Raw genomic sequence first — 22145 nt, 5'->3', positions numbered from 1 at the left:
ATGAACGCGACACTCGATAGACTCTACGAATTACTGCCGGCGATACACCGCATTCGCGATGCCGAACAGGGCGAACCGCTAAAGGCGCTGCTGCGGGTGATAACCGAACAGGCCGATCTGCTGGAGGCCGACATCGCCCAACTCTACGAAAACTGGTTCATCGAAACTTGCGACGATTGGGTGGTGCCGTATTTGGGCGATTTGATCGGCTACCAGCCGGTCGCCGAGGCCGGCCGGCCCGGCGATGCCGCGACGCCGCAAGGCCGGCTGCTGAACCGGGCCTTGACGCCGCGCCGGGAAATCGCCAACACCCTGCGCTATCGGCGCCGCAAGGGCAGCCTGGCTTTGCTGGAAAGTCTGGCCGCCGACGTGGCCGGCTGGCCGGCGCGGGCCGTGGAGTTTTTACCGCTGCTCAGCCGCACTCAGCATCTGAATTACCAGCGGCTGGCGCAGGGCCGTAGCGTCGATGTCCGGCAAGGCGCGACCTTGGCCTTATTGAACGGTCCGTTCGACGCCATTGCCCATGGCGTGGACGTGCGGCGCATCCATTCAAGTCACTCGCCGGGACGTTACCATCCGGCGGCGGTGAGCTTGTTCGTCTGGCGAATTCAAGCCTACTCGGTCAGCAAGACTTCGGCCTGCTGCGTTGAAGAGGTGGCGCCGCATTGTTATACGTTTAGCGCGCTGGGCAACGACAGTCCGCTCTATCACCGGCCCCAGGCCGATGTTGCCGATACGATAGCCGAAGAAACCGCGTTGCCGCTACCGATTCGCTGCCGCTTGTTTCATGCCGAGACCGCCGCCGCGCCGGTCGATTACGGCGAAGGCCGCAGTTTTGCGATCTGGGCGCCGGGTTGGCCGAAGAAAGACACGCCGCAGCCCTTGCCCAGGGATTTGCTGGTCAGCGCCGATCTGAGCGATTGGCGCTTCGTGCCGGCCAAGGGCCAATTGGCCATCGATACCGAACGTGGCCGGCTGGCGTTTCCGAGTAAGCAGTTACCCAAAAAAGTTTGGGTGTCGTATTACTACGGCTTCAGCGCGCCGCTGGGCGGCGGCGAATATCCGCGCGAACTGCGCCAGGCCGACGCCAGCCAGTTGATCCGGGTGTGTGGGCAGGACGAGTTGCAAAAAGCCCTGCTGCCCTGGCAATCCGGCCAAGCCGCCGGGCTACAGCCGGCCCGCGCCGTGGTCGAGATTGCCGACAGCGGCGTCTACGTGCTGCCGATCAATCTGGAACTGGCGCCCGGCCACGTCCTGCAGATTCGCGCCGCCGACGCCAGCCGGCCCATCATCCGCTTGCTGGATTGGCAGACCGACCAGCCCGACAGCTTCAGCATCCGCGGCGGCGCCGACAGCCATCTTGTATTGGACGGTTTGCTGATTGCCGGGCGCGGCATGCTGGTCGAAGGCCCGCTGGGCAGTCTGGTGATCCGCCATTGCACGCTGGTGCCGGGCTGGTCCTTGGATTGCGCCTGCGAACCTTGCCGGCCGGCCGAACCCAGCTTGACCGTGCTCAACAGTCTGGTTTGTATCCGCATCGAACACAGCATCGTCGGCTCGATACAGATCGGCAACGACGAAGTTAACGCCGAGCCGCTGGAGCTGCACATCAGCGACAGCATCGTCGATGCCACCGGCTGGGACGGCGACGGCCCGGAAAGCGAAGCCATCGGCGCGCCAGGTGCCGGTTTTGCCCATGCCAGCGCGACCATCGTCAGAACCACCGTGTTCGGTTGCGTAAACATGCATGCGCTGGTTTTAGCGGAGGACAGTATTTTCATGGGCACGGTCTGCGTGGCCCGCCGCCAATGGGGCTGCATGCGGTTTTGTTACGCGCCGCCGACTTCGCGGACGCCGCGCCGTTACCACTGCCAGCCGGACTTGGCGACCGCCGAGTTGAGCGGCGACGCCAAACTGCTAGAACAACGGCGAGTCGTGCCGCACTTCAGCAGCAGCCGTTACGGAACGCCGGCCTACGCGCAATTGGCCGCCGATTGCGCGGTGGAAATCGTGCGCGGTGCCGAAGACGAATCGGAAATGGGCGCGTTTCACGATTTGTTTCAGCCGCAACGTCTGGTCAACTTGCGGACGCGGCTCCAGGAATACACGCCGGCCGGCACCGATGCCGACATCATTTTGGCGAGCTAAGCCGCCGCATAATTGAGGACAACGAGATGAAAGGCAATTTTTCGAGAATGACATTTACCCCGGATAAGCAATTCCTGCGGGTATTGATGCAACAAGGCCGGGTGCAGTTGGATGCAGACTGGAACGAGCAAAGCGCGATCCTGTTGCACTATTTGCAGACGCTGGCGACCGATTTGATTGGTCCTTACGCCGGACCGGCTGCGGCGTTCGGTTTTGAAATCAATAGCAAGCCCAAACCCAAGGCCGGCGATTTCAACATTGGACCTGGGCGCTATTATGTTGATGGCCTGCTCTGCGAAAACCCAGCACAGCGGCTGACCTATCTCAGCCAGCCCAACTATCGTCTGGACGAAAAAGCCGGTCCGTTGCAGTTTGGCAGCTATCTGGCGTATCTGGACGTTTGGGAACGACATATCAGCTATCTGGAAGACGACGATATCCGCGAAAAAGCCCTGAACGGCGCCGATACTGCTAGCCGCTCGCAATTGGTGTGGCAGGTCAAAACCTTGGAATTGCCGGAAGGTCTGGATTGGCGGGAGGCCTTGAATAGTCGGTTGATCGTCAGCCAAGCCTGTCTGGCTGCGCAAGTCAAACCGGCTGACGCGCCGACCGATGCTTGTTGCCAACAGCCGGACGCCCGCTATCGCGGCCAGGAAAATCAGTTGTATCGGATCGAGATTCACAGCCCAGGCGGCGGCGAAAGCCCGGCGACTTTCAAATGGTCGCGGGAAAATGGCGCGGTGGCCTTTCCGGTGACCAACCTCGTTAGCGATGCCGCCGTCGCAACCTTGACCGTGACGCTGGAGCATTTGGGCCGCGACGATAAGTTGACCTTAACCGAAAAGGATTGGGTGGAATTGCAAGACGACGACAGCGTGTTGCTGAACACCGTTTCTCCGCTATGTCAGGTTACGGCGATCGATCGAGTCAATAAAATCGTCACCTTGGCCGGTACCAATCCGTTGGTGTATCGGGCTGACCGGCACCCGCTGTTGCGGCGCTGGGACCAGCAGGGCGATGCCGAAGGTCTGGCGATCAAGCCGGACGAATGGCTGCCGGTCGAAGCCGGCATCGAAGTCCGGTTTACGATTAACGGCGAATTGCGCGGCGGCGATTACTGGCTGATACCGGCGCGCACCGCCACCGGCGACATCGAATGGCCGGGCCGGGACGACGGTCAGGGCAACCGCGTCGCGTTGTCCAAGCGGCCGGCCGGCGTCGAGCACCACTACGCGCCGCTGGCGCTGATCGAGGTCGGAGAAGGCGATGTCGTAGCCGTCACAGAAGACTTGCGTTGCGGTTTCTCGCCGCTGTCCGCGAACTGCAAAAACAGCCTCGGCCGGCGGCTGGGCGACGGCGCCGGGATCGATGCGTTATGCCAGGACAACCGGGATCGCTAGTCGGGGCGTGGTAATCGTTCCGGACTTGATGCGCGCTTTCAGTCTTACGCGGCCTTCGACCATGCCAATAGTTCCAGCACCCGCGCCGAACCGCGTTGCTGCAAATGACCGATGATTTGCTAGGGGGTATAAGCCTTTACCCTACTTTGTCAGATTTAAGCAACGCCGTCATGTCCGCCGGGATGCGGGCATCCAGTGCCATGGCTGGCAAGCTTCGAACCGCCCGTGAGGTCCGGATTTCGGCAATCCCTGCCGAAACGACGAGCACTACCGAGAATCCGACCAATAAGAATTAAACCGTTGCATGTCCCGGCTCAAATCCGTCGACGCGGCGATCAGCTGAAACGGTTTTCCATCATCACGTAACCGTAAAGCTGGAACCCGCTGTCGTAAGGCAAAGTCCGTCAGGAACCCAGCACGATATTTACCGTCGCCGGGCGAGTAAACAGCGGCAGCCACCGGTTGATCGTCGCAGTCAGGAAGTGCGGGCTTGGATTTTGCAGGACTCGGTAGCGGCTGCGGGTCATGGGCTAAGGAGAGTTAGTTGGAACGGAAACTCGCGCTTCTGAGAGTTGGGATTTCCAAGCTCCGGCTTGGGAGTCGACACTATCACCAGTTCCGAACCATATTTTGCGTGAGCACAAACATCCGTGCCCACCATTACGGAATTTAAGCGCCTAAGCGATAAGGTAAGGCGGTGTCCGTATATCCGGCCAACATGGAGTAGACAAGGCCGTTATTCTTTAACAAACTGTCGACCGTTGCTTGGCTTACACGGAAATGCTCAGCGGCTTCTTCAATTGCGGATTCCGAATAATCTCCGTCCAAGAAACCTTTCAGCGCATCTATCGGACAAAGAAATTCGGCGGCGAATGCGCGTTGATATTTTTGCCTCGACGTGGATAAATCGGTGCTTGTAAGCCAATGGTGATTGGCGTTGCTTGTCAAAACGAAATCGCCTAATAGGCGTGCCAATTCAAAACGTTTTGCTTGAGGATGTTTTTTTCGTGGTACAAACTTGAAGTGCTCGCCGTTTGTAGGTATTGCAACAGTGGCACTACTACGTGTTAGAGGCACCCAACCTTCGACGTTGTCTTCCGTTAGGCCCAGCAAGCCGTAAAGCTGTTTGTTGTCGATGGCAGCTTCTTCGTTACTTAAACATTGGCGCAATTTTCTTGCGGCGGCTATGGCTCGTTGCCACGGCAGCCCGGTCGAGGATTCAGATTCGGCCAACTGCGGCATTTCCGGCTTTCCGGTTAGTCCGGGACCTTCGATTATCTCGTCAATGGCTTTCAGAGGTTCGGTGCCGGCTGTTCTGCCATATACCGGCGCCAATTCGGTTAGCGCTTCTGCTCCCATGCGTTGCTCAAGTTTTTGAGCATGCGCCATTATTGCGTCAGGGCATTCGTCCGGATCGTAGCCTAATTCGGCTTCCAGCTTTCGGTAGTCGGCACTCTGAGGATCGGCAATTTCTTCTTGAATTAACTGCCAGAGGTTATACAAGTGACTGTTCTTGCAATCGACGGCTTCCAGGCGACTTATAACGGACTCGACAAACCCAGTTACACTACGCTGAAAATCAGCCAATTTGACAGAAGCGTGGGCATCTAACTTGTTCAAGTATTTGACGGATTGTTGAATCGTAGCGCAGGACGGTTCGGCCCAAATTTGTATGACCTCGCTATCCGATGCAAATACGGCTTTTGGCCATACGAAGCCGTGGTTGGCGGCACCGATTTCGTGTGCCATTCGCCAATCAACAGAGGGCGGTTTTCCATGGGCGGGTAAAGGTTCGAAATTGAGCCGCCACCATGACGAGGCTAGCCACATTGCCAAAGGGTAAGCAGATACTAAAACCGAATCGCGTACCGATTTGGCCCAAATGTTGTCGTTTCTGGTCAGGTTGACATTGCCGACATGCAAAGCCAATTCAGCCATAGTATTGGCGAGTTCCGGGACATCATGTCCGGCAGCCGCCCAGTCGAAGTTAAATTTAAGTTCAGCCATTAGACAGCTTCCATCGTTTAATCACTTCGTTTGCCATTGGGTCGGATTCCGGCATAGGGTAGCCGTGATAAGTGCCTTGTTCTTTGTTATCGAGTTGCGCTTCCAATGCTTCGCCCTTTTCTGTAACTGACCAGATATTTTGCGGCCAGTCGCCGTGATAACGCTCGCTGACCAGTCCTTTTTGCAAGCCCAATTTCAATAACGATTGGGCTATACGCTTGGAAAATATATTGACCGCATCGCACAGAGATTTCCCCGGACGCGCTCCGCTAGGCGGTGTAAGTCCAAAGTCGCCGGGGTTTTGTTTATGTTCCGGATTGCCGACGTATTTCACTTGTTTCGCAAGCTCTTTGCATTGTTGGCGTTCGGAAACAGTTAGCTCTTTGATTACGCGCTTGTTGTTAAACTGCTGGTATCTTCTTTTCATTATTATGCAGTTAACGTAGATTTCAAGCGGCTCATATTTTCCTTCTAAGAAATAGATACTTAAATGAAATATACCAAACATCAGCAGTACTTAAAAATCTTTCATTAGACGAGTTCAACCCATTCCGGTTTCATGGTCAGATTTTCCGCTTGTTCCCCAACTGCAGTTTGGGAACCAGATCGACCGTCGGGTCGATAGCTCACTCCAACTCATCATCTATTCCAAGCGCCCGCATTTCCAAACCTTCAATCTCCTGCAAATCGCCGAACATGCCGACCGTCGCGTTCAGCCTAATACGATAGCTGGGCTTCATTGGCTATGTTTTTTTCGCATTGAGGCCAGAAATTGCTCTTGGTTGAAATCCTCCTGCAACGGGCTGTCTTCGCCGGCTTGTAGCTTGGCTCTCAATGTTTGCAGCTTAAGTTCCTCTTCTTCCAGTTTACGCAAACCGGCGCGAACGGCCTTGCTGTATTTTTTCCTGCACGAAGTTATCAAAGTGGTCGCCTAAAGTGACGGAAGTATTTCCAGCCATGATCTCGCTACCGATAAGGCGTCGATGTATTAGTTATTAATGTAGACCGCCGCTGGCGCCAGACTCAAGTGTGCCGACGATTCCACCGGTTCCCAGGCTTTGCAGGGGCGGAGCTTGCCGGCGAGGCATCCCCAAGTTCGGCGCTTGGGGATGGGCAAAATCACCAGGGGTTGGATATTTGGCAATTCTGCGCGGTGACGTTGACCCAATTGGCCGGTGCATTCGGGACGACGCCGCCACCCAGTCCGCCTGGCGCATATCGGCCGCTCGGCGCGGTACCCCCGGCAACCCAGGCGATGTTGTTATTGACTTCGTACTTCACGCTCACGCCAAAGCCGGCCACGCCCGCAACTACCCGGTCCACCTGGACCGCTGCGGCGTTTGCCGCGTTATTGAGTCCGGGGCCATTCAGCCGGTAGAGCGTGCTGGTATTCACATTCAGGGCGCCGATTAAAGGCCGCAATTCATTGACGACGTTCGCTCGCTGCGGACTGTTACAGAACACCAGGATGTCGCCCTGAATTCTAGGTCCCTCGGTACGGGCGATGAACATCCCAAATTCGCGGTGTGCGTCGGCATATCTTGCCGGCGTTTGAGGAATGTGGATGGCGTATAGCTGTTGGTTGGTTACGAACACGACGCCGATGCAGGTGACAAACCCGGTGACGCCGACGGTTGTGTTGTGTACGCCGAATTCGTACATATTGGAGTAGTACATGCTGTGTCCTCGTAGTGCCGGCCGCCGCCGGAAAGACTTAAAAAGCGCCCGGCGCGATCGCGGTTGTTGTGGCAATCGGCGAGGCTTACGCCGCCGGAAAACCATGGAGGTGGACCGGGTGGAGCGGCAACGATACCCGGCTTTCTCGGCTTCCAGCTGGATTCTATTATCGGTCACGCCAGAGTGTTCCCACAAACCGGGCTTCAATTTATTGTTCGTTAGCGACCTTTGGAAACGCGGGTAAGCGCCGATTTTGACGGGTCCTTGCCTATCCGTGCGCCGTGGTTTTCATCGGCGTCAATGAGGGCGGCGATCGATCCGGCCGCGTAGCAGGCTTTTTGCCGGCTAACTGGTTAATCGTTAACCAAATTTAACATCGGGAAACATTCGGTCAAATACCGGGAAAAATTCCCTAAGCCATTTCGCGCCGCTTCCCGAGAATAGCCGAGAAAAATTCTTTCTTAATCTCGGAAAAAAGGACGCAATATGAGTTACCTCCCAAAATCGTTAAGCCGTTCCGTCAATTCGCTGGCTCTGGGTATCGGTCTGGCCTTGAGCCAAGGCGCGGCGGCGGCCACGCTGGATCTGGATTTCAATTACCGCATGACGCCGGGCGCGGGCGCGCTGGGCACCACGATCGCCACGGCTCATTTCGAAGACGTGATTACCAGCACCGGGTTTAAAGGCATCGACTTGACCCTGACCAACGTCGCGTCGGATCAGGTACCCGGCGTTGGCTCCACCAGCTATATCTCCGGGTTGTTGCTGGCTTTCGATTTTGCCGACGAAGAATTGCCCAACATCATTATCGAGCAATTCGATGACGACAACGCCCAATCCGACCGCTGGGAGCCGCAAGAAGACGTCGCGACCGTCGACGGCTTTACCTTTACCAGCGAATTGGGTTTCCCCAAAGGCACCTCGAATCCGTCTTCCTCGACCAGCTTGGCCAGTTTGCGGGTCGGCGACAGCGCGCATATCCAGTTTTGGTGGGATACCGGACTCGAGCAGGGCGACTTGACCGTCGCTTCGTTGGTCGAAGCCTTGCGCGGCGGGTCGGCAGACGCTGCTATTCCGGACATCATGGCGGCCGTCAAAGTCCGTAGCTTGGGTGCGATTACCGGCGGCGAAAATATCGAGTCGGTCGCGACCTTGGTGGTCGGCGCCGTCGAGCCGACCGCCGCGCCGGTGCCGGTCCCGGCCGCGTTGCCGTTATTCGCCTCCGCCTTGGCCGGCTTCGGGGTATTGCGCCGCCGCCGCGCTTAAACCGTTGTTAGCGCCGCGCCGCCTCCAGGCACTGCTCCCGCCGGGAGGCGGCGCGGCCGCTAATGCTTGGCTGTTTTTTCCATTTCAATTCAAACAATAATAACGATGAAACTTTCAACGAAATCCTGGCTGGTGGCCGGCGCAACCCTTTTGAACCTGTCCGCCGCGTCCGCAGCGACCACCACCCTGAACTTTAATTACATCGCCACCAATCTGTACGGCAGCAGTGGCGTCGCTAACGTCGCGAGCATTACCGTGACCGATTTGGCCGATCTGGGCTTGAACGGCGAGGGCTACGGCGGCGTGCGGGTGCAATTGACCGCCGGCGACCTGGCGCAATTTTCCAGCGGCGTGGCCGGTACCAAGGTGTGGATCTCTTCGTTCGAACTCAATTTTCCCGGCACCTCCACCGACAACGGTTACGAATTCAATAACCAGCATTGGAGCTATGTCAGTGGCGTCAATCTGGCGCCGGTCACTTCCGGCGGCTTGAGCGGCGGCATCGAATGGCAGGAAGACGGTGCCACCGACGGTTGGGGCGCGGCGGCCGGCGATCCGGCCTTCGAACAAGAGTACAACTTCAGCGCCGAGACCTTGTTGGCCGGCACCAGCAGTACGATAGACCTTTACAACAGCGCCGGCTTTTCCGGCATCAGCGTGGCGAATTTACTGAATCCGGCCAACGCCGTCGAAAACGCCTTGCACCCGGAGCAAGCGGACGCGCTGGGCTGGATCAAATTGCGCGGCACCGGCAACGCCGATCCCGCCTTGCGCGGCGTTGCCGGCAGCGGCTTCTGGGGTAACTCGGCCACCGGCGGCAATCCGGCGCAGTATCGTTTGAACGTGCTGGCGATGGCGATGGCGCCGGTCCCGTTGCCCGCCGCGCTGCCGTTATTTTTATCGGCGCTGGCCGGCATCGGTTTGATCGGCAAACGTCGGTCGCGCTGAAAGCTAGTCGCGCGCCCGGTCGGCGCGTCGGTTCAACCGGGTTGCGGCCCTATCGGTCGCAGCCCCCCATGTTTATCAAGTTCATGAAGCCATTACAGCAGTCCGCCAAGCCGGTGGCCTTTGCCTTTCTGTGCGCCGCGTTCGGCGCCGAAGCCGCCGAATCCGAGACGGCCGGTCACGATACCCTGGAAGCGGTCGAAGTCGTCGACGTGACGCCGGTACACGGCGTCGGCCTGGACAAGGACAAAATTCCCGCCAACGTGCAAACCGCCACCGACCGCGATTTGGATCGATCGGAAGCCAACGACCTGACCTCGTTCATGAATCGCACCACCGGCAGTGTGACGTTGAATGCCGCGCAAAACAATCCGCTGCAACCGGACCTGAATTTTCGCGGCTTCACCGCGTCGCCGTTGCTGGGTTTACCGATGGGGATGAGCGTGTATGTGAATGGCGTGCGCTATAACGATCCGTTCGGCGATACCGTCAACTGGGACATGCTGCCGGAATCGATGATCAAGAGCATGAACGTGTTCAGCGGCGCCAATCCCTTGTTCGGCTTGAATACCTTGGGCGGCGCGGTATCGCTGCAAACCAAGAACGGTTTCAATTCGCCGGGCCACGAGTTGGAGGCTTACGGCGGCGCCTGGGGCCGCAACGTGGTGTCGGCCGAAAGCGGCGGCAACGACGGCAGTCTCGGATATTTCGTGAATGTTCGGCGCTTCGCCGAAGACGGCTGGCGGGATTCCTCGCCGTCCGAGGCCATCAATGTCTACGGTTCGCTGGGCTGGCGCTCGGACAAATCGTCGCTGGATTTCAGCGCTTTGTACGGCAACAGCGACTTGATCGGCAACGGCGCGGTCCCCACCGAATTGTTGCGCGACAACCGCTCGGCGATATTTACCTCGCCCGACCGCACCGAAAACGACATGAAATTTTTCACGTTGGAAGGCACGCATTGGCTCAACGACAAGGTGCAACTGGCCGGTAACGCGTTTTACCGCGATACGGTGACGCGATCCTTCAACGGCGACGATACCGCCTACATCGATTGTTCCGAAGCCGGCGCGCTGTACGACCGCAATCTCGACGGCTTGCCGGCCTATCCGCTGTTTCCTGGCAGCGACGGTTACAGCGGCGATAGCTTTTGGTCTTTCCTGGCCAGCCAGGGGATTTCCCGCGAACGCGCCGAGCCGGGCGACTGTCCCGACGACATCGCCGGCATGGCCGGTTCCGACATCCTGTCGCAATGGATAGTCCGCGACCAGAACGGCAATCCGGTCGGTTACGACGATCCCGATCACCCGTTGAACGCGATCAACAACATCAGTACCCGCAAGCAAAAAAGCTTCGGTGCCACCGGTCAAGCCACGTTTCAGCATAAATTGTTCGGTTTGAACAATCAGTTGATTACCGGTTTCGGTTACAACCGGGGTGTCGTCAACTATGGCTCGCAGGTGGAAATCGTCCGTTTGTTGGGAGACCGCAGTACCAGCCGCTCCGGCATTTTCATTCCGGACGACGCCACCGGCCTGAAAGGCGGGACCACGACTTGGTCGGCGTTTTTCAACGATGCGCTGGACTTGACCGACCGCGTGACCTTGAGCTTCGGCGGTCGCTTTAACGATACCGTGATCCGTTTGCTGGACAGCTTGGGCAACAGTCCGGAATTGAACGACAACCACGCTTACAGCCGTTTCAACCCGTCAGCCGGTTTGACCTGGAAAGTCACCGACAAACTGGGCGTTTACGGCGGTTACAGCGAATCGGCGCGAGCGCCGACCATCGTCGAACTGGCCTGTTCCGATCCCAACGCCGAATGCCGGCTGCCCAACGCCTTTTTGGCCGATCCGCATTTGCAGCAGGTCGTCGCCGAAAGCTTCGAGGCCGGATTTCGCGGCCAGCTCGATAAGGACACGGCCTGGAACGTCGGGTTTTTTCATACCATCAACAAAAACGACATCATTTTTCAATCCACCGGCGGCGCGACGTCCAATGTCGGGTTTTTCTCGAACGTCGGCGATACCCGCCGGGTGGGCATGGAAGCCGGTTTGTCCGGCGTATTCCGGGAAGATTGGCGTTGGTATTTGCGCTACAGCTTCGTTGACGCCACTTTCCAGAACAACTTCTTCGTCAGCAGTCCCACCCATCCGGCCCGGATCGAAACCTTCGGCGCCAACGGCGAATACAGCGCGGTGATTCCGGTGGAAAAAGGCGATCGGATTCCCGGTATTCCGCAGCACAGTTTGAAACTGGGTTTGACCGTGCCGGTCACGACGGCGCTGACGGTCGGCGGCGACGGCCTGTTCAATTCCGGGCAGTTTCTGCGCGGCGACGAAGGCAATTTCCTGGGTTCGACCGATCCCTATTTCGTGATGAATCTGCACGCCAATTATCAGTGGACGCCGAATCTGGCGACCTTCCTGATCATGGAAAACGTGTTCGACACCGATTACGAGTCCTTCGGCATGTTGGGCGAAGCCAACGAGTTGCCGGGCTTTCAAAACTACAGCAACCCGCGCTTTCTGGGACCGGGCGCGCCGTTCGGCGGCTGGGTCGGCGTGCGGTTGAAATTTTAAGCTTTGCGCGGAGACGCCATGAACAAACCATTATCGGCGCTTTGCATCGCCGCGACTCTGATTGGCGGCGCGGCCGACGCCGCCACACTGGACCTGGTATTCAATTACCGGCTGACGCCGGCCGCCGGTACCGGCCAGACCGTCGCCACCGCGCATTTCGAGGACGTGATCGACACGAACGGCTTGCCGGCCGTCGATTTGCGGCTGACCAACGTCGCGTCCAATCTGGTGCCGGGCGTCGGCGCCACCAGCTATATCTCGGGACTGTTGCTGGCCTTCGACTACACCGCGCCGGAATTGCCCGGCATCGTGGTCGAACAATTCGGCGACGACAGCGCCCAGTCCGATCGTTGGGAACCGCAGGAAGACGTGGCCACCGTCGATGGCTTTACCTTTACCAGCGAATTGGGTTTCCCGCGTTCGGAGACGCCGAGCAGTGTCGGTGCCCGCTTGGCGGTCGGCGAAGTCGGCCATATTCAGTTTCAGAACGACGGTAGCCTGCCCAATGCCTTGACGGTAGACAAACTGGTCGCGGCGATACGCGGCGGCGGTGCCGATGCCGGCGCGCCGACGGTACTGGCGGCGGTCAAGGTGCGCAGTCTGCCCAATCTGACCGGTGGCGAGACGATAGAATCGGTGCCGACCGTCGTGATCGCGGCCGGCGTGCCCAGCGTCAATCACGCGCCGACCGCCGATGCCGGCGCGGATGCGGCCGTCGATACCGGCGCCACCGTGCAACTGGACGGCAGCGCTAGCAGCGATCCGGACAGCGACGCGATCGCCGCTTATCAATGGACGCAGCTATCCGGCGAGACGGTGATGCTGTCCAGCGCCACCGCGCAACGGCCCAGTTTTACCGCGCCGGCCACCGCCGGCACGCTGGTGTTCGCGTTGGCCGTCAGCGACGGTAGTCTGCAAAGCGATCCGGATACCGTGACGATCACTGTCAACGCCGGCAATAACAATCCGCCGCCAAGCAATCGCGCGCCCAGCGTCGATGCCGGCGCCGACCAGTCGGTGGCCGAAGCCAGTCTGGTGACCTTGGCCGGCAGCGCCAGCGATGCCGACGGCGACGGTTTGAGTTATCAATGGGAGCAGACCGGCGGTACCGCCGTCAGCTTGCATAACCCGCAAAGCGCTACGGCCAGCTTCACCGCGCCCTGGCTGGCCAGCGGCTCGGAAACCCTGAGCTTCAAACTGACCGTGACCGACGATGCGGCTAGCCCGGCCTCGGCCGAAGCGACGGTTGATGTGGTCGTCAACAACGACGACGGTTTGCTGGATTGCTCGCAAGCCAGGCCCAGCAAAACCTACTTATGGTCGCCGAACGGCGCGATGCAAAAAGTGCTGATTCAGGGTATCACCGGTCCCGGTATTGATATCGCCAAACCGAATTACGATTTGCGTATCGATGCGGTAAGCCAGGACGAACCGTTGAAAAACCCGGCGCTGAAAGACAAAACCAGTCCGGACGCCAAAATCACCCGCACCAAGCGCAGCGCGAAAAAGCCGCTGGCGCTGGATGTATTGCAATTGCGGGCGGAGCGCCAGGGCCTGCAACCGAAAAACCAGGCTTTCACCGGCAACGGCCGGGCTTATCGGGTGGCTTTTACCGCCAGCTACGCCGGTTTGTCCTGTCAGGGCGCGGTCAGCGTGATGGTGCCGCCGACGCGCGGTAGCGCGGTGACCGACGACGGTCAGCAATACGACGCCACCCGGCGCTAGCGGTCAAGATGGTCGCCGGCGGCTGGTCCGAGTTTGCGCGGGGCAGGGTGGGTTGCGTTTAATTCTCGCTCGCCTAGAGGCAATCCTGTCAATCTCCGGCGCGGGCGCGGCCGGAGCGGCGCTTAAATCCGTATCGGCGGGATAGCGACGTGCGGGCAATGTATCAGCCGTTTGCTCGAAATTGGCCGATCTGAGCCAATTTCAATACAATGCCTCCCAAACGGTATTCGGGAGTGGTGGTGGCGACGTTATTTTGGTTACAAACCGGCGCATGCGGCGGCGAATCGCTGGCGATACTCAGTGCCCAATCGCCCAGCATCGAGCAACTGTTCGCGACGCACGGCGTCGAGCTGCTCTGGCATCCGTCCTTATCCAGCGCGTCTATGCGCGAGCACGACCGCCTGATCGAAGCCATAGGCGCCGGAGAACGGGCGCTGGATATTCTCTGCGTCGAAGGCAGCATTGTCACCGCGCCGCGCGGCACCGGCTTGTACGACAGTTATCGCGGGCGGGCACGGATGGAGATTGTCCGCGAGCTGGCCCAGCGCGCCGGCGTCGTGGTGGCGATGGGGACTTGCGCGGCGTTCGGCGGCGTGCATGCCGCCGCGCCGAATCCCAGCGACTGCATCGGCTTGCAATTCGATCGTGACCTGCCGAGCGGTCTGCTGCCGGCGGAATGGCGCTCGCGGCGCGGCTGGCCGGTGGTCAATCTGGCCGGCTGTCCGGCCCATCCGCATACCATGACGCAAACCCTGGCCTGGCTGGCGGCCGGCATGCCCTTGCCGCTGGACGAGCTGAATCGGCCGCTGGCCTTTTTCAATACTGTCGTGCACCAAGGTTGCACCCGCAATGAGTACCACGAATACGACATCGAAGATACCGAATTCGGCGGCAAGGCGTGTCTGTTTTTTAATCTGGGTTGCCAGGGACCGATGACGCAAGCGGTGTGCAACAGCGACTTGTGGAACGGCGTAAACAGCAAGACCCGCGCCGGCGTGCCGTGTTTCGGCTGCACTTCGCCGGATTTTCCGCGTGAAGTCGATTTGTTCAGCACGGAAAAAATCGGCGACATTCCGGTGCGGCTGCCGATGGGCGTGGAACGGGCGCGTTACATGGCTTACAAGAATCTGGCTAGGGCGGCCGCGCCGGCGCGGGTCGAGGGCAAGGATATGGACGTCTGATGGCGCGGGTCGAGCTAAATGTCAATTTGAACCGGGTCGAGGGCGACCTGGAACTGGCGCTGAGTCTGGAAGATGGCGTGGTCGTGGAAGCGCGCACGGTCGGTACGCTGTATCGCGGTTTCGAACAAATTCTGGTCGGACGTAGTCCGCGCGACGCCTTGGTTCTCACACCGAGAGTATGCGGGATTTGTGGCACCGCGCATTTGTACACGGCGGTGCTGGCCTTGGAGCACGCCTGGCGCGTGCCGGTTCCGGCCAATGCCACCCGGATTCGGAACGTTTGCCTAATCGCGGAAGGCATCCAAAACGATTTGCGGCAAACTTTCTTGTTCTTCGCGCCGGATTTCCGCAACGCCCGTTACCGCGACCGGCCGTGGTTCGCGGCGGCGGAGGCTGAGTTCGCGCCGTTCGCCGGGCGCGTGCACCGGGAAACCTTGGCGATTACCCGAAGGGTCGTCGAAGTCGTCGCCCATTTCGGCGGGCAATGGCCGCATTCGTCGTACATGGTGCCGGGCGGCGTCACTTCGCCGGCCGATGCCCGCCGATTGCTTGCCTGCCGGACGATCTTCGCCGAAGTGCGCGAATGGTACGAGCGCATCGTGATCGGCGCGCCGCTGGACGAATGGTTGGCGCTGGATAGCGCCGCCGGTTATTTCGAGTGGCTGGAGCGGCCGGCGCATGCCGCCAGTGCATTGGGCTTGGTGAGCCGTTGCGCGCGCGACCTGGGTTTGCATAGGTTGGCGGCCGGTACGCCGCACATGATCAGCTTCGGCGCTTGGTGCGATCCGGCCAACTGGGATGCGCCGCACAGCGCCCGATTGATGCCGGGCGGATTCTACGACGGCGATACCGGGCGTATTGCCGAACTCGACCAAGCGCTGATTAACGAGCACGTCCGCCATTCCTGGTTCCGGCCGTATTCGGGCGGTCGCCATCCCTGGCAGGGCGAGACGATTCCGGATTACCAACCGGGCAGCGATCGTTACACCTGGGCGAAAGCGCCGCGCTACGCCGACAAGGTCGTGCAAACCGGCCCGTTGGCCGAATTGCTGATCGGCGGCGACGCCTTAATTGCCGATCTTTACGCGACCGAAGGCGGCAACGCCTGGTTGCGGCAATTTGCCAGGGTTCGCCGCATCGCTTACGAATTGGCGCAGGCCGAACGGCATTTGCACGAATTGGCCGAACATCTCGGCGAGCCGCATATCGCCAATCCGGCCAAGCATGCCGAAATCGACGGCGAAGGCTACGGCCTGATCATGGCGGCGCGCGGGGCGCTGGGACATTGGCTGCGGATACGCGGCGGCGTGATCGAAAAATACCAGATCGTCACGCCGACCGCCTGGAACGCCTCGCCCCGCGACAGCGCCGGGCTTCCCGGCCACTGGGAGCAAAGTCTGGTGGGGCTGAGCGTGGCCGACCCCGACGATCCGGTTGAAATCGGCCACGTGATCCGTTCTCACGACCCTTGCCTGGTCTGTACCGTGCATATGCTGGAAACCGGCAAACGCTGGCGTTTCCTGCCGTGACGGTGACGTTGATGCCGCATATCGTTTGTTTCGGCAATCCGCTGCACGGCGACGACGGCTTCGGCGCGGCGGTGTATACGCGCCTAAGTGAAACTCCGCTGCCGGACGGCTGGCGGGTGTTCGACGCCGGCACCTCGGGCTTGAACGCGCTGTGGTTGTTTCGGGACTGCGGCGAAGCCATCATCGTCGATAGCCTGGCGCCGGGCGCCGAGCCGGGCCGCTTGCGGGAATTGACGGCCGGCGATGTGCTGACCGAAGCCGCGCCGGTCGGGCACGGCGGCGGGGTCGGCTATTTGTTGCAAGCCTTGCAAGCGATGCCCGAGCCGCCGCCGCGCGTCCGTATCGTCGCGGTCGAATCCGCGGACGTGTCGGCCTTTCGGCCGGGTTTATCCGCGCCGGTCGCGGCCGCCGTGGCGCCGGCCGTGGCGCTGATCCGTAGTTACATCGGAGCCGGCGATGACTGACCAGGCCCTGCAAGCCGAATTGGAGTGGCTAAGGTTGGAGCTGGCCGCGTTGCGGCTGGCGAATTCCGCGTTGGAACAGCAAATGGTGAAGGGTGCCGAGCAAACCGACGCGATGATTCGGGCGTTGGAGACGCAAAGCAGCGCGCTAAGGGCGGCGAATCTACGGCAACTCAATCAAACCAATTTTACCCAGCGGGTGATGGACACCACCGGCGCGCTAGTGATCGTGCTGGGTCCGGACGGCAGAATAAGCCAGATCAATCGGCGTTGTGCCGAAGCGATGGGCGAGCAAGCGGCGGCGATAGAGGGTCGCGTTTTGGACGAATGGCTGTTTCCCGACGAATTGCAAACCTTGATGGACCAATTGCCGGAATTGCCGTGGCCGGTGTATTCGCCGTTGTTCGAAACCCTGCGTCGGGCCGACGGTTACGCGGCCGAGCACCGTCTGGCCGATTCGAGCGGCGCGTTCCGCGATTATTGGATGGAAGCAAGCCTACTGCACAGCCCGCAGGGTAAGGAAGAAGGCGCGGTGATTTGCGCCACCGACATCAGTGCGTTGAAGAATCAGCAAAACCGTTTGCGGCGTAGCGAAAGCCTGTTGAAGGAAGCCCAACATATCGCGCAGTTGGGCCATTGGGAGCTGGATTTAGCGGCGGACCGCTTGATTTGGTCCGAGGAAGTTTGCCGGATATTCGAGTTGGACGCGGCGCGGGCGCCGGCCAACTATCAAGCGTTTCTGGCCTTGGTGCATCCGGACGACAGGGCCGCCGTCGATCAGGCCTACGCCGAGTCGCTGAACTCGCCGTGCGCGTTCGCGATCGATCACCGTTTGTTGCTGGCCGGCGATCGAATCAAATGGGTACACGAGCGTTGCGTCACGCATTACGACAGCGACGGCCGGCCGCTACGCTCGTTCGGCACGGTGCAGGACATTACGGCCCAGCGCGATGCCGAGTCGGAGCAGGAACTGGCGGCCAGCGTGTTCGACAACAGCTTGAACGGCATCATGATTACCGATGCGAAGACCCGCATCATCAAGGTGAATCGGGCGTTTTCGGAAATCCTGGGTTACGCGCCGCCCGAGGTGCTGGGCCACAAAGCCAGACTGTTGAAATCCGGTAATCAGGACGCGCATTTTTACCGGAATTTGTGGCGCACTCTGGAACGCGACGGCAAATGGCAAGGCGAGATTTGGGATCGCCGCCGCGACGGCGGCGTGGTTCCTCTGTGGCAGAGCATCTCGGTGGTGCGAGCGATGGACGGCCGCTTGCTGCATTACATCGGCGTGTTTTACGATCTTAGCGAACAAAAGCGCAACGCCGAGCACATTCACCGCTTGGCCTATTACGACGTGTTGACCGGTCTGCCTAATCGCCAATTGCTGAACGAGCGCTGCGAACACGCGTTGCGGCGCGCGCAGCGCGACGGCCAGGGCTTGGCGGTCTTGTTCCTGGATTTGGATCGTTTCAAGCACGTCAACGATACCTTGGGTCATCCGGTCGGCGACGAGCTGTTGCGCGCGGTGGCGCAGCGTCTCAGGGACAGTTTGCGGGAAATCGATACCGTGGCCCGTCTGGGCGGCGACGAATTTATCGTTCTGCTTGAAGACACTCGCCACCAACCGGACATCGAACGGATCGCCGCCAAAATTCTCGGCGCGCTGACCCTGCCGTTTAACGTCGCCGGCCATCGCCTGGACATCGGCACCTCGATAGGCATCAGTCGCTTTCCCGGCGACGGCAACGATGCGACCACGCTGATCAAACATGCCGATTTGGCGATGTACCGGGCCAAGGAACAGGGCAGGGGCAATTTCCAGTTTTACGAAGCTCATTTGACTGCCCGCGCCAACGAACGGCTGCATCTCGAAGGCGAGTTGCGCGAAGCCGTGGCGCGCGGCGAGCTGACATTGTATTACCAGCCGCAATACCGGGTCGGCGACGGCCGTCTGGCCGGCGCGGAAGTGTTGCTGCGTTGGTTTCATCGCGAATTGGGCATGATCCCGCCCGACAAATTCATTCCTATCGCCGAGGATTGCGGTTTGATCGTACCGATCGGCGAATGGGTGTTGCTGATGGCTTGCCGGCAAATGAAGAGTTGGTTGGATTCCGGCTTGAATCTGCCTCGCGTCGCGGTGAATTTGTCCGGCGTGCAAATCGAACGCGGCAATATACTGGCGATGGTCAGCCGGACCCTGGCCTCGACCGGCTTGCCCGCGAGCTGTCTGGAACTGGAAATCACCGAGACCTACATCATGCGTCAAGCCGAGTCCAATGTCGGCGTGCTGGAAGAATTGCGCGCGTTGGGCGTGACCTTGGCGATCGACGACTTCGGTACCGGGCATTCGTCGTTGGGATACTTGAAGCGACTGCCGGTCGCCAAACTGAAAATCGATCGCTCGTTTGTGATGGACATTCCGCAAGACAGCAACGACGTCGCGATTACCCGCGCCATTCTCGCCCTGGGTCAAAGTCTGAAGATGACGGTGTTGGCCGAAGGCGTCGAAACCGCCGAACAGGCGGCGTTTTTACGCGAACTGGAGTGCGACGAAGTGCAGGGTTATTTTTTCGGCCACTGTTTGGATAGCGCTGCCTTCGCCGAGCTGTTGCAAGCGGCGGCGGAGGCTGGCGAATTCAGCTAGCACCGGAGCGCGGGAGAACGGAGCGCGGCTTCCGCCGCGATCGACGCGCCGGCAATCGCCCCGGAACGGCGAGCGGAGCGGGGCATCGACGGCGTTTAACCCAATTCCGCCAGGAGCTGCTCCATCATGCGCTTGGCCTGGCTTTGATAGCCGCCGCCGAACAAATTCAGATGGTTAAGGATGTGGTACAGGTTGTATAGCGTCACTCGGGTTTTGTAGCCGCTGTCCAGCGGATACTCTCGTTGGTAGGCCGCGTAGAAATCGCGACTGAAACCGCCGAACAATTCGGTCATCGCGATGTCCGCTTCGCGGTCGCCGTAATAACACGCCGGATCGTACATCAGCGGTTGGCCTTGCGCGTCGCAGCCGGCGTTGCCGCCCCACAAATCGCCGTGCAACAGCGAAGGGTGGGGGCGGTAATCGCTGAAAAATTCGCCGACGCGTTCCCGCAAGCGTTCGCCCAGGCTTTGCAGCGGGCCGCCATGGCCGTGATCGGCGGCGATGCGCAATTGTTCCCCCAAGCGGCGGTCGCGCCAAAACTCGACCCAGTCGTCGGCGCGATGGTTGAATTGCGGCGTGGAACCTATCGTATTGTCGCGGTGCCAACCGAACCAGGGCTGGCGAATGCGATGCAAAGCCGCCAGCGCTTCGCCGAAACGGCCGGCGGCGGCCGAATGCAGCGGGCCAAGCTCGACAAAGTGCAACACCAGGTAGGATTGGTCGGCGAAACGGCCGTGGCAAATCGGTTCCGGTACCTCGACCGTGCCGGATTCGCGCAGTTCGCGCAGTCCGGCGGCCTCGGCGGCGAACATCTCCGCCAGCGCGGCCCGGTTCAGCTTGACGAACCAATCCACCCCGTCGGCTCGCAAGCGGTAAGCGGCATTGATGTCGCCGCCGCCGACGCTAGCGATGCGCGGATTTTGCAGCGTGCGGCCGGTGGTTTGTTGCAAATGTTGTAATAGTTCAGCGTTCAGGGTCATTTAGTTTCCAGTGCGGCGGGTCAATCCCAAGCCGTTTCGTAAATGCTGTCGATGGGGATATTCAGTTCAACCGATGCTAGCGGGATCGTGGCGCCGTCGGTGTATATTTTCATGTCCCAACCGTCGTCGGTACGCCGGTAAACGCGCACGTCCATGCAGCTTTGCGCGACCAGTACATATTCTTGCAGGCTGTCCAGTGACTGGTATAGCTGGCGCTTGTCCTCGCGGTCGAATTTGGCGGTGGAATCGGACAGCACTTCGACGACCAGTTTCGGCTGTTCGCGGAAATGGCTATCCGGCGCGGTCTCGCAAGTGACCATCAGATCGGGGTAAAAATACGCGTCCGCCGCGGCGACCTTCAATTTGACGTCGGACATGAACACTCGGCACGGCGTGCCGCGCAAGTGCTCCCGAAACAGCATGTAGAGGTTGCCGGCGATGAGGTTATGGCTGTCGCTGGTGCCGGTTATCGCGAACACCTCGCCGGCTAGATATTCGTGTTTGACAGGGCTGGACAACTCCATTTCCAGATAATCTTCCGGGCCGATGTAGTTGGATTTTGGTAGGGGTACGGACATGGGACGCTCCTGATCCTTAGGCTAAAGATATTCCCTATTGTTGATAGGATTGCCGGGTTTTGCAATCGGCGAATCGGCGTTGCGGTTTATGCGCGGATGTGCCGGACACCAGTGGCGGGCTAATCGCTCTTCGCGATTGTCGAATCCCAGTCGATACGGCATTTTTCGCAGGTGAAGTGAATGGTCTCAGGCGCGCTAAGCTGTTTAGTGCGCCGGCGCATCCATCGGTTGCAAGTCGGGCACTTGGCGACGTACATACGCAGCGCTCCGATCAGCATCACAAAAATCCACATCATCATTAGCACGGCAATGCTTATTGTCTCCAGCGATTCGTCGTTCAGCTGATATGCGGCATAAAATGAGTATGCAAAGGGCATTACCGAAACCGCAAGAATCGACAGCATAACCTTCAGTGAGGTTTTAGCGTGGGTAGGATGAATTCGAGGAGTCATGTGGCGGCCAGACGCTGAAAGTTATTGGTACCGGAGCGTAACGGAGCAAATCAAATTGCGTAACGGTTTGGTTTCCGGTTGACCGGCCTGTTTTGCGGGCCAAGCTGCAACGCGATAAGGCTCGCATCCCGGATAGGTCGTGCCTGGCCGAGGCGCAATGCTCTCGAACGATGCGCCTATCGGCTTCTGCCTCACGTAAGTTCGGCTTGGCAGCGCTTGAAAATACCCGAAACCCGCCAACGCAAGGCTTGACTTTTGTTTCCTTTGGGAAACAATGTCAGTCATGAAATACGAATTGCAAAGCACGCAGACATTTGCCGAATGGTTCTCCAGGCACAAGGACAAGACGGTTAAAAACCAGTTGCTGTCCAGGCTGGCACGGATTGAGAACGGCAATTTCGGCGACAGCAAAACCTTGTCCGCAAATTTGTTTGAGCTACGCTGCTTTTTTGGTGGCGGCATTAGGTTGTATTACACAATCCGTAATCACGAATTGTTTTATTGCTAACTGGTGGCGACAAATCCAGCCAAAACAAAGACATTGAAAAAGCCAAAGCTATATTGAATTCC

At 59.4% G+C, this 22145-nt stretch carries 17 protein-coding genes and 1 pseudogene; 11 read left to right on the top strand and 7 right to left on the bottom strand.

Annotated features, from left to right (window positions below; all coding sequences use genetic code 11):
• Both ACQE3D_RS14015 and ACQE3D_RS14010 read left to right on the top strand, forming a co-directional pair.
• Entirely contained in the window at positions 1–2148 is a 2148-nt protein-coding gene (locus tag ACQE3D_RS14015) for a hypothetical protein (RefSeq protein ID WP_313730039.1), read from the top strand.
• Positions 2149–2174: 26 nt separating this feature from the next.
• Entirely contained in the window at positions 2175–3548 is a 1374-nt protein-coding gene (locus ACQE3D_RS14010) for a DUF6519 domain-containing protein (RefSeq protein WP_313730040.1), read from the top strand.
• Between the two features lie 669 nt (positions 3549–4217).
• Here the strand turns inward: ACQE3D_RS14010 and ACQE3D_RS14005 are convergent.
• The 4 genes and pseudogenes from ACQE3D_RS14005 to ACQE3D_RS13990 all read right to left on the bottom strand — a co-directional run bounded on the left by ACQE3D_RS14005 (position 4218) and on the right by ACQE3D_RS13990 (position 7232).
• A complete protein-coding gene (locus ACQE3D_RS14005) occupies positions 4218–5555 on the bottom strand; it encodes an ImmA/IrrE family metallo-endopeptidase (protein ID WP_071158128.1) in 1338 nt (445 codons plus the stop codon).
• Positions 5548–6063, bottom strand: a complete 516-nt coding sequence (locus tag ACQE3D_RS14000) for a hypothetical protein (protein WP_254786781.1) — start codon at positions 6061–6063, stop codon at positions 5548–5550. Before ACQE3D_RS14000 ends, ACQE3D_RS14005 begins: the two co-directional genes overlap by 8 nt.
• 228 nt (positions 6064–6291) lie before the next feature.
• Positions 6292–6454 (bottom strand): annotated as a pseudogene (locus ACQE3D_RS13995) (type II toxin-antitoxin system ParD family antitoxin); the annotation flags it as partial.
• A 220-nt stretch (positions 6455–6674) separates the two neighbouring features.
• On the bottom strand, positions 6675–7232 hold the full coding sequence (locus tag ACQE3D_RS13990) for a hypothetical protein (RefSeq protein WP_313730041.1): 558 nt from the start codon (positions 7230–7232) through the stop codon (positions 6675–6677).
• Between the two features lie 486 nt (positions 7233–7718).
• Between ACQE3D_RS13990 and ACQE3D_RS13985 the strand changes: the two genes are divergently transcribed.
• The 8 genes from ACQE3D_RS13985 (at position 7719) to ACQE3D_RS13950 (ending at position 19565) form a co-directional block, all read left to right on the top strand.
• Positions 7719–8498: a VPLPA-CTERM sorting domain-containing protein gene (locus ACQE3D_RS13985; protein WP_281020609.1), complete on the top strand. Its 780-nt coding sequence runs from the start codon at positions 7719–7721 to the stop codon at positions 8496–8498.
• Between the two features lie 105 nt (positions 8499–8603).
• Positions 8604–9446 carry a VPLPA-CTERM sorting domain-containing protein gene (locus ACQE3D_RS13980; RefSeq protein ID WP_313730042.1) on the top strand — a complete coding sequence of 281 codons (843 nt, stop codon included), beginning with the start codon at positions 8604–8606 and terminating at the stop codon, positions 9444–9446.
• Positions 9447–9514: 68 nt separating this feature from the next.
• Positions 9515–12025: a TonB-dependent receptor gene (locus ACQE3D_RS13975; protein ID WP_313730043.1), complete on the top strand. Its 2511-nt coding sequence runs from the start codon at positions 9515–9517 to the stop codon at positions 12023–12025.
• Between the two features lie 18 nt (positions 12026–12043).
• Positions 12044–13750, top strand: a complete 1707-nt coding sequence (locus ACQE3D_RS13970; protein WP_313730044.1) for a PKD domain-containing protein — start codon at positions 12044–12046, stop codon at positions 13748–13750.
• Between the two features lie 239 nt (positions 13751–13989).
• Positions 13990–14931 (top strand): NADH:ubiquinone oxidoreductase, encoded by a 942-nt coding sequence (locus ACQE3D_RS13965; RefSeq protein ID WP_064030275.1) that lies wholly within the window; start codon positions 13990–13992, stop codon positions 14929–14931.
• Positions 14931–16460, top strand: coding sequence for a nickel-dependent hydrogenase large subunit (locus ACQE3D_RS13960; RefSeq protein WP_313730045.1), 1530 nt, complete (start codon positions 14931–14933; stop codon positions 16458–16460). The genes ACQE3D_RS13965 and ACQE3D_RS13960 overlap by 1 nt, the downstream gene beginning before the upstream one ends.
• 11 nt (positions 16461–16471) lie before the next feature.
• Positions 16472–16924 carry a hydrogenase maturation protease gene (locus tag ACQE3D_RS13955; RefSeq protein WP_313730046.1) on the top strand — a complete coding sequence of 151 codons (453 nt, stop codon included), beginning with the start codon at positions 16472–16474 and terminating at the stop codon, positions 16922–16924.
• The gene (locus tag ACQE3D_RS13950) at positions 16917–19565 is read left to right on the top strand and encodes a sensor domain-containing protein (RefSeq protein ID WP_313730047.1); all 2649 of its coding nucleotides are present in this window, start codon (positions 16917–16919) and stop codon (positions 19563–19565) included. Before ACQE3D_RS13955 ends, ACQE3D_RS13950 begins: the two co-directional genes overlap by 8 nt.
• A 95-nt stretch (positions 19566–19660) precedes the next feature.
• On the opposite strand, the gene ACQE3D_RS13945 is transcribed toward ACQE3D_RS13950, so the two are convergent.
• The 3 genes from ACQE3D_RS13945 to ACQE3D_RS13935 form a co-directional block, all read right to left on the bottom strand.
• Positions 19661–20545 (bottom strand): fructosamine kinase family protein, encoded by an 885-nt coding sequence (locus ACQE3D_RS13945; RefSeq protein WP_313730049.1) that lies wholly within the window; start codon positions 20543–20545, stop codon positions 19661–19663.
• 20 nt (positions 20546–20565) lie between these two features.
• A complete protein-coding gene (locus ACQE3D_RS13940) occupies positions 20566–21123 on the bottom strand; it encodes a Uma2 family endonuclease (protein ID WP_313730051.1) in 558 nt (185 codons plus the stop codon).
• Positions 21124–21242: 119 nt separating this feature from the next.
• Entirely contained in the window at positions 21243–21575 is a 333-nt protein-coding gene (locus ACQE3D_RS13935; protein WP_313730052.1) for a hypothetical protein, read from the bottom strand.
• Positions 21576–21849: 274 nt separating this feature from the next.
• On the opposite strand from ACQE3D_RS13935, the gene ACQE3D_RS13930 reads away from it, so the two are divergent.
• Positions 21850–22083 carry a type II toxin-antitoxin system RelE/ParE family toxin gene (locus ACQE3D_RS13930; protein WP_427500658.1) on the top strand — a complete coding sequence of 78 codons (234 nt, stop codon included), beginning with the start codon at positions 21850–21852 and terminating at the stop codon, positions 22081–22083.
• Positions 22084–22145 lie beyond the last annotated feature (62 nt).

Source organism: Methylomonas sp. MS20 (genome assembly GCF_050275925.1).
GTDB lineage: Bacteria > Pseudomonadota > Gammaproteobacteria > Methylococcales > Methylomonadaceae > Methylomonas > Methylomonas koyamae_A.
This window is presented reverse-complemented; position numbering and strand designations above follow the sequence as displayed.